We start from the raw sequence: 13,802 nt of genomic DNA on the forward strand, positions 1-13,802 counted from the left end.
CAGGCAGGCTTCGCCCTTACAGGAAAATAACCTTTTCAGAAAATTGATAATTTATCGCCCGAATGCTTCGCCCTTACAGGAAAATAACCTTTTCAGAAAATTGATAATTTATCGCCCGAATGCTTCGCCCTTACAGGAAAATAGCCTGTTCAGAAAATTGATAATTTGTCGCCCGAATGCTTCGCCCCTACTACTCCTGAAGAAAAAAGTTTTTCAGCAAGATAAATATTAAGGTGAGACTTAATGGCTAAAAAACATCGTCGTCTACCCAAAGTCATAAATAAAGTTATCAAAAAAGAAAAAGTAAATAAGCCATTTGAAAACGAATACTATCATGAACCAGGAACTCCTCCGGGTACACTCATTATTGATGAAGATGCTGAACAACCAAATATTTTTTTGGTTGACTATAACCAAACTAATCTAACTCACAAACAAATAAAACATCCAGAAGAATGCAGTAATTACTTGGATACAGAATCGGTTTCCTGGGTAGATGTACAAGGTTTAGGCAACAAAGAGATTATTCACCGTTTGGGGCAAACTTTTGATTTACATCCTCTGATTTTAGAAGATGTTTTCAATATGGGGGAACGCCCGAAAATCGAGGATTATGAAGACCAATTAGTGATTATTGCTCGTATGGTTGTGCCTAATCCCAATCATGGTAGTTTTTATAGTGAACAAGTCAGCTTAGTTTTAGGTAGACATTATTTATTGACAATTCAAGAAGAACCTGAGCATGATTGTTTTGATAGTGTGAGGATGAGAATTGACAGAGGTAAAGGAATTATTCGCCGACAAGGAAGTGATTATTTAGCGTATTCTTTGTTAGATGCAATTATTGATGGATTTTTTCCTGTTTTAGAATTGTATGGAGAACGCATTGCCGAATTAGAAGAAGAAGTAATAGTTAGTCCAAATCCCCAAACACTAAAACAAATATATCAAATTAGGCGAGAATTATTACAACTGCGAAGAGCTATTTGGCCACAAAGAGATGCGATTAATTCTTTGATTCGTGATAGTAGTAAATTAATTAGTGAGGAGGTAAGAATTTATTTGAGAGATTGTTATGATCATGCGGTACAAGTGATGGATATGGTGGAAACTTACCGAGAATTAGCATCAGGATTAATGGATGTCTATCTTTCAGCGGTTAGTAATAAAATGAATGAAATCATGAAATTACTAACTGTTGTTTCATCAATTTTTATTCCTTTAACTTTTGTAGTGGGAATATATGGAATGAATTTCAATACCGAAAAATCACCTTATAATATGCCGGAATTAAATTGGTATTGGGGTTATCCGCTATGCTTGGGATTAATGGCGGCAATTGCTAGTGGGTTAATTTTCTTTTTTTGGAGACGGGGTTGGCTTGACAATTCATTTGAAATCAATCAAAAATAAAGTTTGCGAATTTTCCAAGGAGTTATTAGTAGTTTTATGGCAGTACAAAGTGGCGATCAAAATCTTCTTGTTTTGATGGTTTATATCCTGGGGATATATTACACATTCAATCGCATGATTGAATCTATCGACGATATGGTGGTGTTAAATTTCCAAAAGAGTGCTGTTGAAGAACAATTAAAAGAACAAAATCTGGATGATAAAATTGGGATTTCTTTTGGTTCAGGAACATATTCTTTGGAGAAATTAAAAGATAATTTGAAAGAATTATCAATTAGCATTGATAATAAATCAGAAGCTTTAGCTGTATATGTTGACTGGGATAATAGTTCTTGGGTCATTGAACATAGCAAAAAATCTCGCCGTGTGATTCGCAAATCTCCAGACCTCAGCCGCGACTTAGCAATACCACAAGTTCCTACGATTATTGCTCCTAAGAAAACAATTTCTGAAAGTGTGACAGCAGAAGATATTTTAAAAAGAGACAAAGAAACAGGAACATATCAACCTGGAGAACCTTTAATTGATATAGTTGCCATGAAAGATCAAAAGCCTTTTAAGGGTTTGTATAAAGATTTTATGGATGGTAAAAAGAAAGTAGAATTTTCTTTTCAACTGGTATTAAGAATATCTGAGTTGCGTGTGGGGTTAGCTCCGGGTGTGAATGTTCCTCCTATCTCCATTATCAATTGTCCTTTCACTATCGAGAAACTTCCTTGGACCTATGCTCTACCTTGGAATAAGAAAAGATGATGAAGATGGAGAAATGGGGAGAAAAATTTTAGATTTTAGATTTGAGATTTTAGATTGGAGTTGACAAAAATAAATAATCCAAAATCCAAAATCCAAAATCCAAAATACATAACTCCTGCCTCCTGCTTCCTGCTTCCTGCCTTCTATTCCCTATTCCCTGATAACTGAATAACACAGAACGGGCGATTAAAGCTTAAACTAGATAGGGGAGAGAGTAGGCGCAGGTGGTTGCAGATCAGTCATCAAGACTGGTTTGAGGAAAGTCCGGACTCCCGAAAGACCAAACTTGCTGGATAACGTCCAGTGCGAGCGATCGTGAGGATAGTGCCACAGAAAGATACCGCCAACCAATTTTAGATTGTAGATTTTAGATTTTGGATTGAATTGAAAATCTAAAATCCAAAATCCAAAATCCAAAATTAGTTGGTAAGGGTGCAAAGGTGCGGTAAGAGCGCACCAGCAACGTCGAGAGGCGTTGGCTCGGTAAACCCCGGTTGGGAGCAAGGCCGGAGGAACTACGGTTGGTCTTTTACCAGTTCCAGTAAATGAGCGCCGCTAGAGGTGTTTGGTAACAAACATCCCAGATAGATAACCGCCCTCGCAAGAGAACAGAATCCGGCTTATGTCCTGCTCTCTCTTTTTTTAGTCATTAGTTATTGGTTATTAGTTATTAGACCTCTGGTGAAAATCAATGTAGAAACGTTCTATAGAACGTCTTTAGAATGGGGTTCAGGTTATACACATTTAATTACCACCAGATGTCTATTAGTTATTAATGATTGAGTTGCACATATTTACTATCTTGTTTTAATGTCCCGCGTTTATCCTCGCCGTCAACGGCAACTTGAAACTTTAGTCCAAAAGTTAGGTTTATCACCAGATAGCCCCATAAAGTGGCCGTTACTTGATTTGGCTCTAACTCACGCCACTGTTTCCGAGTCGGCAAATTATGAACAACTTGAATTTGTCGGTGATGCAGTGGTACGTCTGGTGGCCGCTGTGGTGTTATGGGAAAATTATCCCGACTGTGCTGTGGGAGATTTTGCGGCTATTCGTTCCGTGTTGGTGAGCGATCGCATTCTCGCCAAGTTAGCCAGAGAATATGGTTTAGAATTATACTTATTAGTTGCTGGTAGTGCTACTGCTGATCTTGTTGGTCAAGAGTCACGTCTAGCGGATGCGTTTGAAGCTGTTCTGGGGGCGCTTTACCTTAGCACTCATAATTTAGACCTCATTCGTCCTTGGTTAGATCCCCACTTTCAAGAACTAGCAAGAGAAATTCGCCTCGATCCGGCTAGATTAAACTATAAAGCGGCTCTGCAAGAATGGACTCAGGCACAGTTTAAAGTTCTACCAGAATATCGCGTCCTAGAAGTTAATCAACCCCACCGTAGTCATGAACGTTTTGTAGCTGAAGTTTGGTTACATGAGAAAATGTTAGGACAAGGTAAGGGACGCTCTATTAAAGCTGCTGAACAAGCTGCGGCTAAAGTAGCTTATTTGGCAATTACTGAAGAGGTGACAGGTGATCAGTGATTGGTGATTGGTGATTGGGTAAAAATAACTAACAACTAATAACTTATCAGCAATCTGTAAAATTTAGTAAAATGTAGTAAAATTTAATTCAAAATTAAGAATTTACCACAGTAATCACGCTTATTTTATGTGTAGATTAAAGTTGCATAGGAATAATGTGGAAAACTACCGAAATCTATTGACAAAAACTTATGACATCCAATCCCGCAAATATCACATCTCTCACTGAGTTTGTAAAACTCAACTCTCCAGCTATATTTATCACTGATGCTCATCCAGACTTGGTGAAAGAAATACAGCAACTCCTGAAAATAGAAGCAGATGGAAAAGTCGGACCAATCACCAAACAAGCATTTTCTGAATTTAAAGCACTACAACAATTAGAATATCCCTTGGGTTTAGGAGTCAGCACCGCCAAAGAATTACTGGAACTAAAAGATAAAGAAGAAACAGCAGGAGACAAAGAAGAAACTAATACCTCAGAAATCAAAGTTAATACCAATGCCGGATCACGTACAGGCGCGACTATGAAACTTCCTGGAGGCGAAATAGTCTATGCCAACCAATATATTGTTGACGGTGTTCCTTTGACTTGGGGTGAAGTTACGAAAAATTGTACTCGTGTTCCTACTAGTTCTGAATATGTAGCAAATGCAATTAGAGTAGCGAGAACCTGGGGACCAGTGAGAGAAAAATTTGGCTCACCCATTAGTATTACTTCTGGTTATCGTCCACCCGCAGTCAATAGAGCAGTCGGAGGCGCTCGTAATAGTCAGCATCTCTATTTCCGAGCTATAGATATGATCCCAATGAACAGAGATTTTAAAAAGCTGTGGGATGTGTTAAGAGCTTCTCAATTTTCCGGTTTGGGAGATGCTGTTTTTATGGGTAAAAATAAGGGCTTTTTCCATGCTGATGTTAGGCCTGGTGGTAGAGTCATCTTTCCTTATTAATAATAAAACTACCACTATATTCAGGTTTTACCCCTGAATTTTCTAGGGTTTTAGCAATGCTAAACCCTTACTTTTTTATGGGGGATCAAATCATTAACAAGGAAACAAAGTAATGGTTTTATCTGCACTTCCAGCAGCTAAAACTTTACCATCGGGACTAAAAGCAAGAGAATAAACTCCATCATCAGCACATTTAACACTGGAAATTTCCACCACACTATCTACATCTACTTTCCATAACTTCACAGTTTTATCTTGACTGGAACTAGCTAAAATATTACCATTGGGACTAAATACCACTGCATAAACTGCTTCAGAATGTCCTGTTAAAGTTTTCATTTCCTCACCAGTTTCTACATTCCATAACTTCACAGTTTTATCATTACCAGCACTAGCTAAAATCTTACCATCACAACTAAAAGATAAAGCATTAATCCCACCAGTAAACCAATCAGAACTTACCGTTAAAGTTTTGACTGTGTTTTCAGTTAATTGTAAAATTCTAATACTTCTATCATTCCTACCTCCACCACTAGCTAAAAGTTTACCATCGGGACTAAAAGCGACACACAAAACATCATCTGTATGACCTTTAAAAGAGTAAATTTCTTTTCCCTGTTCTAAAGACCAAAGTTTGACTGTTTGATCTTTACTACCACTAGCTAAAATTTTTCCCAAGGGACTAAATAAAACACATTTAACTGTCTCTTCATGTCCTTTAAAAGTGAAAATTTCTCTCCCCGTATTTACATCCCATAATTTAATAGTTTTATCATTACTTCCACTAGCTAATATTTTACCATCGGGACTAAAAGCAACTGAGTTAATAGCTCCCTTCCATACTGAATCTTTATGTCCTGCAAAAGTACGATTTTGCTGGGTTTGTAAATCCCAAATTTTGATAGTTTTGTCATCACTTCCACTAGCTAAAGTCTTACCATCAGGACTAAAAGCAACTGAAGAAACTTTATATTCATGACCTTTTAAAGTTCCCACAAATAATAATTCTTCTGTGTTTTCTGCTGATGTAGAGGTAGTAGTAATTGCTTGATTAAATTGGATGTTGACGGCAGAATTTTCTCCTGTTTGAATATCTGATTTATTTGTTGTTTCCAAAGGTCTGATTAAAGAATTAAATGTGATTAAAGCATCAAATGAAGTATCTAACGATGTTAAGGATTCATGTACAGAATCAAAAATATCATTTAATCTAGAATTTTCACTGTTTTGATTTTGTTTAACTTGATCAAAATCTTCAACTTGTGTAGCAAAAGCTTGATTTAATTGCTGAATAGAATTAGCCATATTTTCACAGAGAGAATTAAGATCAGTAAGTTGTTGACTAAGTTGAGTAAATTTTAAACTTTGATGTTGCTGATTTTCTCTTAATTCTGCTAATTCTTGTTGACTAATTTCACTCCAATTTTTTAAAGATGTCTCAATTTGTTCAATCTGAGTTAATTGAGAATTAACAATTTCCATGTTTTGCATTTTTTCATGAATATGCAAAACTTCAGATTGGATTTCTTGGACAATATCTAATTTCTCACCTTGTTGCTGAATTTGTTTATGTAAATTTTCTAGAGAACTGTCTAATTGATTTAAGCGATAGTTAATATTTTGAATTTGTTGAGGAAATTCGTTAATTTCTGTGAGTATTTTTTGCATTGATGTTTCAATTTTTTGGTCTATCTTGTTATCAATAAGTTGGTTTAGCTGCTGTTTCCAATCTTCAATTTTTTGTAAGCGATCATTGGATGTATTCACATTGGATGTATTCATAGTTTCTTTGAATTGGTAAAATTGATCTGTGATATTTTGTAAACTGGTTTGTACTTCTTTAATCTTATCTTGGGATTGAGAATAATTAAACTGGGAATGAGTTGCTATATTTGTTATGATTAAAATTAAGGGAATAACTGCATAAACCACTTGTTGATTAACAGTTGCAGCAATAGTTCCCAATACTATTAAACCTAAATAGATATACCCGCTGATTTCTAACCATTTACCTTTGTTCATTCTGCTTAATTATGATACTTTTACTGAAGTATATTTGTATAAACAATCAATTGTCAACAGTTGACACTGGAAATATTCAACCACTCAACCTGAAAAATATCATACCCAGATACCGGACCTATTGAAGAAGTTGGGGATATATCCAGGTGAATACATAACAATTGCTATCGTTGAAGAAATATGATATCATAAATAGTTCTCTAAAAGCGTGCTGGGTGAAGAACGTAGATATATAACTCAGCACATCTACAACACTCAGCACAAGAAAGTTTAGTTTATGGCACTGCCAATTGTAGCAATTATCGGTCGCCCGAATGTGGGCAAATCTACTTTTGTAAATCGTTTAGCTGGAGATCAAACCGCAATAGTTCATGATGAACCTGGTGTAACACGCGATCGCACTTATCGACCAGCATTTTGGCAAGATCGGGAATTTGTCGTGGTTGATACAGGCGGTTTAGTATTTAACGATGATACGGAATTTCTGCCTTTGATTCGTCAACAAGCAATGACGGCACTTTCAGAAGCTTGTGCAGCAATATTTGTAGTCGATGGCCAAGCCGGTTTAACCCCAACAGATGAAGAAATTGCGCTATGGTTACGGCAACAAACAGTACCAGTATTACTGGCGGTGAATAAATGTGAATCACCAGAACAAGGTATAATTCAAGCCAGTGAATTTTGGGAATTAGGATTAGGAGAACCTTACCCTATTTCCGCTATTCATGGTAGTGGTACTGGTGAAATCCTCGACGAGTTAATTAAATACATTCCCCACGTTCAAGACTTAGAAGAAAATACCGAAATTAAAGTTGCCATTATTGGCCGTCCTAATGTTGGTAAATCCAGTTTATTAAATGCTTTCGTGGGTGAAGAACGGGCCATAGTTAGCCCTATTTCTGGAACTACCCGCGACACAATTGATACTTTAGTTGAACGGGATGGACAAACTTACCGCTTAATTGATACTGCGGGAATCCGTAAAAAGAAACACATAGATTACGGTACTGAATTTTTCAGTATTAACCGCGCTTTTAAAGCCATTCGTCGCTCCGATGTGGTGTTATTGGTTTTAGATGCTTTAGATGGAGTCACAGAACAAGATCAAAAATTAGCTGGGCGCATTATTGAAGATGGACGCGCTTGCATTATCGTTGTTAACAAATGGGATGCGGTCGAAAAAGACTCTTACACAATCTATGATTATGAAAAGAGTTTAGAAGCACGTTTACATTTTACTGAATGGGCAGATACAATTTTTGTTAGTGCCATGACAGGTCAAAGGGTAGAAAAGATTTTAGAATTGGTGAATAAAGCTGCTGAATCACACAAACGCCGTGTCAGCACTTCAGTAGTGAATGAAGTTCTCACAGACGCAGTGAGTTGGCATTCCCCACCAGCATCACGTAGTGGGAAACAAGGTAAAATCTATTATGGTACGCAAGTGAGTACCCAACCGCCCACATTTGCCTTATTTGTCAACGATGCAAAACGCTTCAATGACAATTATCGTCGGTACATAGAAAGACAGTTTCGCAAACAATTGGGTTTTGAAGGTACACCAATTCGCGTATTATGGCGGAGTAAAAAAGTCCGAGAAATGGAAGTTGGTAGTGTCAACCGCGCAACTCGCGTTTAAAATTTGGGATTTGGGATTTTAGATTTAGATTAGGATAAATTAGCTAACAATCCAAAATTTTCATAGTTACAAAAGTTTTCTCCTGCAAAATCTAAAATCTAAAATCTAAAATCTAAAATCTAAAATTGAAATATGGACTTACTGCGATCGCTCCCCCTTGGATTATACTTAGAACAACCGCAAACTTGGCTACATCAATTAGATCCACGAGTTAAGTTAGTTTGGTTGTTAAGCTTTCTCACCAGCTATGTAGTTGCTAACAACTATTGGCGGGTACTACTGGTAATAATGTTAATTATTTTTACCTTATTTGCCAAAATTCCCCTGAGAGTATGGCGGCAACAAATGGGCTGGTTGCTAGTGGTATCATTGATGGTATTGGCGATCGGTTCGATCAGCCCTGACGGATACAGTATAAATTATCAACCACGCCTACCAGCAAATGAACAGGTTTTAACTCAACCATCAACCGCTAAAGATAGCAAAGCAAGTCCAGAAATAGAAGATAGTAATAAAGAATACAGTTATATGCTAATTCACCAAGGACCAATAAAAGTAAATCGTCGTTCTTTGGATTTAGCAATCAGCTTGAGTACAATAGTATTTAGTTTAATTTACAGCACTAATTTATATTTACTCACAACCGCACCAGAAGAAATTACATCTGGGATGGAAAGCTTAATGCAACCGTTGAGAAAATTCACAATTCCCGTCACGGAAATTACCCTCACTTTAACATTATCATTGCGGTTTATACCCTTAGTTTTAGAAGAAATTCAAAACCTAGTACGTTCTGTAATGACAAGAGCAATTAACTGGAAAAAACTAGGATTAAAAGGAAGTGCAAAAGTTTGGTTAATAGTGATTGAAAGATTATTAGAAAATTTGCTATTAAGATCCGAACAAATGGCAAATGCTATGATGGTAAGAGGGTTTACCAGTCCTAATGAACATCGAGTCAAATGGCAAGAATTAAAATTAAAAACAGGTGATTGGGTAGCTATAGGAATTTTAATTGTATTTTGGGGACTGAGGATAGCATTTGGAACAGAAGTTTCTTAATGTAGATGAAAAGCACAAGCTGATAGGGAAATAATTTCCCAATCTAAAATCCAAAATCTAAAATCCAAAATCTAAAATTGTCAAAGGAGTTCAAGAAATGACTTCTATCTTTCCCGGAATGAACCCATATTTAGAACACCCAGACTTATTTCCTGGACTACATCACTTATTAATTAGCGAAATTGCCAGATTTTTATCACCTCAACTGCGTCCTAAATATCGAGTTGCCGTAGAAGTGAGAACCTATGAAACCATAGATGATAGTTCATTATTAGTAGGTATTCCTGATGTGATCGTGAAAAGTCGGAAAAATATCAGTGAAACCAAAAATACAAAGGTTGCTGTTGCTGCACCTGCACCAAAATCTGTAACAGTTACCGTACCAATGCCAATTAATATTAAAGAAGGATATTTAGAAGTTAAAGAAGTTGGAACAGAGAAATTAATTACCACAATTGAAATTCTTTCTCCTACTAATAAACGTTCAGGTAAAGGAAGAGAAGCATATCAAGAAAAACGGCAACAAGTATTAGGTAGTCGTAGTAATTTAGTAGAAATTGATTTACTACGCAAAGGCGAACCCATGCCCATGTTTGGTGATAATATTGAAAGTGATTATCGAATTTTAGTGTGTCGTGGAAATCGCCGTCCTCAAGCAGATTTATATGCTTTTAATATACAAAATATAATTCCAGCTTTTTCTTTACCTTTGTGTGCAGGTGATAGTGAACCAGTAATAGATTTGAAAGCCTTGTTAAATCAGGTATATGAGATTTATGATTATGATTTGGTCATAGACTATAGTCAAGAACCAGTACCAGCACTTGCAAAAGCAGATGCGGCTTGGATAGATGAGTTGTTGCGGCATAAACGGTTGAGGTAGCATATTTTTAACAGTAAAACTACTGACTTTGTTCAATTTTATTCCTTTAGATGGATGTTTAAATTACTGAAAGTCGATATATTGATTACATATTTTACCCTGAGTGAAGTCTGGGCTTGGGTTCTCTTCCAAGCCTTTTTTGTATTTATTAGTCATTAGTCAGGAGTCAGAATAATTTTAGATTTTAGATTTTAGGTTTTAGATTGGAGTTGACAAAAACAATCCAAAATCCAAAATTGTATCCCCTTTTTTTTGACTTTTTACTTTCTCTTCCCATTTCCTAATTTCTTGGTATTAAACCCATTGCAGCAGGGGGAATTTCAGTCATTAGACGAAATGGGAAAAGTGGAGTTGAAGCAATTTGAGCATAATGAGCATAATCTGGAGTCAGAAAAACACTATATTTACTAGCTTCTGGAGTTAATTGTGCTGCCATTGCTAAAGTGATAGCTTTAACATATTTGTGAATATCCGCTGCTTTTTCACCCACCACTTCCCGACTAGAAATAGATAGGTTTTTTGTTCTTTGTTGTTCACTAATTAAGTTAGGATCTAGCACACTCAGATGGGTAGCACCAACCGCAGCCGCTAACCATTTAGGAGAGGGAGTTGTTGCAAAACTGGTAATTTGTTCGCTTAAAATTGGGGTAATATTATCAGCAGAACCTGTTAACATCAGAGTCGGTACTTGCACTTTTGATAAACCAGTTTCCCCAAATAATAGAGATGTAGCCGGTGTCAAAGCTACAATTTGTTTAATTCTTTTATCTCGCAATTGATAGCTATTTTCTGGTAATTCTTTAGCTACACAAATAAACTCTTGTACTGGAGTTAATTTAGAGGAATTTTGCTCACAGCTTTGTTTCAAACTAGCAATTTGAAATTCACCACCAGCTAATGCTAAAGCTGTAGTACCACCAAAAGAATAACCGACAACCATTACCTTATTAGTTGCTAGTTTACCTTGTAATTGGTTATTAGGAGTTTGGTTGATTTTTGCTAATTCATCGAGAACAAAACTCACATCTTGGGGACGTGCTAAAAATTCCTGTGATTTTAAAGAATCTCCATCTTTATTAGCTGTAAAATTACTACCAGGATGTTCTAAAGCTGCAACTACATAACCGTGAGACGCAAGATGTTCCGCTAAATAGCGTAAGTCTGTGCGAACTGACTTGTAACCATGAGAAAAGACAATTACAGGTTTTTCAGTGTTAGCAGAATTTGACCAATAAACATCAACAGGTATGTTGCGTTGACGCTTTTCATCATTTAAATTTAAGTTTAGTATTTGTAATTGGGCGCTTCCTGCTTGTGTAGGATCGTAGAGACGTGAGGGCGAAATAGTTGGACAGGAGTAAAATTACTGAGTAAAATTACTGTTGTTACTTAAAATAGCCGGGTGAATAATAATTTAAGTTGAATAGATTAATAGTAATTATAACCAGATTTCTGGTAAATCGGTGGCTTTTGTTTTTCTTGAATGATGTAGTTAATTTATGCGTCCTCCCTTGATCTATAGTTTACTTTTTTTGTTTTCATTGATCATGATTATTATCTGGTGGCCTGTTAATGATTCTAATTGCGGACTTGCAACTGTACTCAAATTAAACAAACAAAATTTTCAAGTGCAAGCTAAACAGGTGAGGGTTAAACCTTGGCTGGGTGAACATAATGTATATGGTATATTTCAAGTTCCTGATGAATACAAAGAAAGTCAATTTTTTATGTTATCAATTCCAGGCGATCACAAATACTGTTCTCGTCCTTTTGGACACCGCCAAAATTATGATGATGTTTTTGCAGAACCAGGAACACATTTAATTCGGAGGTATATCAGAAGTCGCATTGCTGTCAAAATGATATTTCAAGGTTTATATTTTCAACTAAATAATCCCCAAAACTGGACTTTAACTTTTCCTAAAAAGTAATTATTCAGTTATCGGTAATCAGCCAATAGCCAATAAAGGCAAGTTTGACAGCTTGTCTTTTGACAAATTTGTCAATATACATTAAATTTTTCCAGTAAACAACATCAATGATAATTGATAATTGATAATTGATAATTGATAATTGATAATTAGGTTTCAAATCAGGATTTCAACCCCAGATGAAACCGATCTGTCTACCAAGGTAGGGGAATCAAACCTTTACAATTATGAATTATGAATTATGAATTATGAATTAATAACTCTTAATTAATATATAGGACTCATATTTGATTTTTGAAAACATATAATATATCATCAGATGATGTTAGATTTACTACTTATATCGCTCCTGGGTTTTTTGGGAAGTTTTGGACATTGTTTTGGAATGTGTGGACCTTTAGCAGTTGCTTTTTCCCTTTCCCGTCAACAAGAAACCCAAAATTGGCAACAGCAAGTAAAATTTCATACTCTGTTAAATTTAGGAAGACTGTTAAGCTATACCCTAGTAGGTACAGCTATTGGCGCTCTTGGTTCGGCATTGGTTGAAGGTGGACAATTAGCAGGTGTGGGTAGTGATTTACGCCGCTGGATAGCTATAATTACTGGTATTATGTTAATTTGGTTTGGTTTAGGACAAGTTAGACCAGACTTAATACCGCATATTCCCTTATTACACCCTTTGTTAAAAGGTAATTTACATAACCGTTTAAGTGCGGGAATGGTGAAACTATCTTTACATACAAAATGGTGGACACCAGCACTTTTGGGTATGACCTGGGGTTTAATGCCTTGTGGATTTTTATATGCTGCTCAAATCAAAGCTGCTGCTACGGGTAATTTATGGCAAGGTGCAATTACCATGTTAGCTTTTGGTTTGGGAACTTTGCCGACGATGTTAGGAGTAGGTGTTTCCACTTCCTTGATGAGTAAAGATAGGCGCAGTCAGTTATTTCGCTTGGGTGGTTGGGTGACATTAATCATTGGCATCCTTACCCTATTGCGAACGGGTGATACAATGGTAGACTACAGTGGACACGCTGCCCTAATTTGCTTAATTTTGGCCTTAGTTGCTCGTCCTCTCAGTGGTTTTTGTCCATCACCTATGCGCTACCGTCGCGCTTTAGGAGTAGGGGCGTTTGTGCTATCAGTGGTACATACCATTCATAATATAGAACACTCTTTAGAATGGAATTTTGCTGCTGTTTGGTTCTTACCGCTAGAATTTCAATGGGCGATGGGTGCGGGTGCTGTAGCTTTAGTATTGATGAGTCCAGCAGCTTGCACAAGTTTTGATTTTCTGCAAAAGTCATTAGGTAAGCGTTGGCGACAAATTCATCTGTTGAGTGTTCCTGCTTTGCTGTTGGCTACTATTCATGTAGTATTAATTGGTTCTCATTACTTGGGTGCTTTAAGATTAACTTGGGGTAATAGATTAGCAGCTTTGTTATTGGTAATAATTACTTTGGGTGTTTTGTTAGTGCGATCGCGCTGGTTTTGGTCAATTTTAAAATTAGAAAAATTCTATGTTCTTCCAAAGAAAAAGTGATTGGGGACTGGGGACTGGGGACTGGTGACTGGTGACTGGTGACTGGTGACTGGTGACTGGGGAC

General features: G+C 36.5%; 10 protein-coding genes, 1 other RNA gene and 1 pseudogene. 10 read left to right on the top strand and 2 right to left on the bottom strand.

Going from position 1 to position 13,802, the window contains the following annotated elements; genetic code table 11:
• Positions 1-243: 243 nt before the first annotated feature.
• The 5 genes from corA (at position 244) to PN497_RS17685 (ending at position 4,655) form a co-directional block, all read left to right on the top strand.
• Positions 244-1,413: a magnesium/cobalt transporter CorA gene (corA, locus tag PN497_RS17665; protein ID WP_096567201.1), complete on the top strand. Its 1,170-nt coding sequence runs from the start codon at positions 244-246 to the stop codon at positions 1,411-1,413.
• A gap of 36 nt (positions 1,414-1,449) precedes the next feature.
• The gene (locus tag PN497_RS17670; RefSeq protein WP_096567203.1) at positions 1,450-2,166 is read left to right on the top strand and encodes a hypothetical protein; all 717 of its coding nucleotides are present in this window, start codon (positions 1,450-1,452) and stop codon (positions 2,164-2,166) included.
• Between the two features lie 211 nt (positions 2,167-2,377).
• Positions 2,378-2,804, top strand: an RNA gene (gene rnpB, locus PN497_RS17675) — RNase P RNA component class A.
• A gap of 172 nt (positions 2,805-2,976) precedes the next feature.
• On the top strand, positions 2,977-3,702 hold the full coding sequence (gene rnc, locus PN497_RS17680; protein WP_096567205.1) for a ribonuclease III: 726 nt from the start codon (positions 2,977-2,979) through the stop codon (positions 3,700-3,702).
• A gap of 191 nt (positions 3,703-3,893) precedes the next feature.
• Entirely contained in the window at positions 3,894-4,655 is a 762-nt protein-coding gene (locus PN497_RS17685) for a D-Ala-D-Ala carboxypeptidase family metallohydrolase (protein ID WP_096567206.1), read from the top strand.
• A gap of 93 nt (positions 4,656-4,748) precedes the next feature.
• Here PN497_RS17685 and PN497_RS17690 read toward each other — a convergent pair whose 3' ends face one another.
• A complete protein-coding gene (locus PN497_RS17690; protein WP_096567208.1) occupies positions 4,749-6,677 on the bottom strand; it encodes a WD40 repeat domain-containing protein in 1,929 nt (642 codons plus the stop codon).
• A gap of 277 nt (positions 6,678-6,954) precedes the next feature.
• On the opposite strand from PN497_RS17690, the gene der reads away from it, so the two are divergent.
• The 3 genes from der to PN497_RS17705 all read left to right on the top strand — a co-directional run bounded on the left by der (position 6,955) and on the right by PN497_RS17705 (position 10,261).
• Complete coding sequence (gene der / locus PN497_RS17695) at positions 6,955-8,316, top strand: ribosome biogenesis GTPase Der (RefSeq protein ID WP_096567210.1); 1,362 nt, start codon at positions 6,955-6,957, stop codon at positions 8,314-8,316.
• Positions 8,317-8,448: 132 nt separating this feature from the next.
• The gene (locus PN497_RS17700; RefSeq protein WP_096567212.1) at positions 8,449-9,378 is read left to right on the top strand and encodes an energy-coupling factor transporter transmembrane component T family protein; all 930 of its coding nucleotides are present in this window, start codon (positions 8,449-8,451) and stop codon (positions 9,376-9,378) included.
• Positions 9,379-9,475: 97 nt separating this feature from the next.
• Positions 9,476-10,261: a DUF4058 family protein gene (locus tag PN497_RS17705; protein ID WP_096567214.1), complete on the top strand. Its 786-nt coding sequence runs from the start codon at positions 9,476-9,478 to the stop codon at positions 10,259-10,261.
• A gap of 280 nt (positions 10,262-10,541) precedes the next feature.
• Here the strand turns inward: PN497_RS17705 and PN497_RS17710 are convergent.
• Positions 10,542-11,588 (bottom strand): annotated as a pseudogene (locus tag PN497_RS17710) (alpha/beta hydrolase family protein); the annotation flags it as partial.
• A 172-nt stretch (positions 11,589-11,760) separates the two neighbouring features.
• Here PN497_RS17710 and PN497_RS17715 point away from each other — a divergent pair.
• Together PN497_RS17715 and PN497_RS17720 are read left to right on the top strand one after the other, a co-directional pair.
• Positions 11,761-12,192 (top strand): hypothetical protein, encoded by a 432-nt coding sequence (locus tag PN497_RS17715; RefSeq protein WP_096567218.1) that lies wholly within the window; start codon positions 11,761-11,763, stop codon positions 12,190-12,192.
• Between the two features lie 322 nt (positions 12,193-12,514).
• On the top strand, positions 12,515-13,738 hold the full coding sequence (locus PN497_RS17720) for an urease accessory protein UreH domain-containing protein (RefSeq protein WP_096567220.1): 1,224 nt from the start codon (positions 12,515-12,517) through the stop codon (positions 13,736-13,738).
• Positions 13,739-13,802 lie beyond the last annotated feature (64 nt).

Origin of the sequence: Sphaerospermopsis kisseleviana CS-549 (genome assembly GCF_028329225.1) — a bacterium.
Taxonomy (GTDB): Bacteria; Cyanobacteriota; Cyanobacteriia; order Cyanobacteriales; family Nostocaceae; genus Sphaerospermopsis; species Sphaerospermopsis kisseleviana.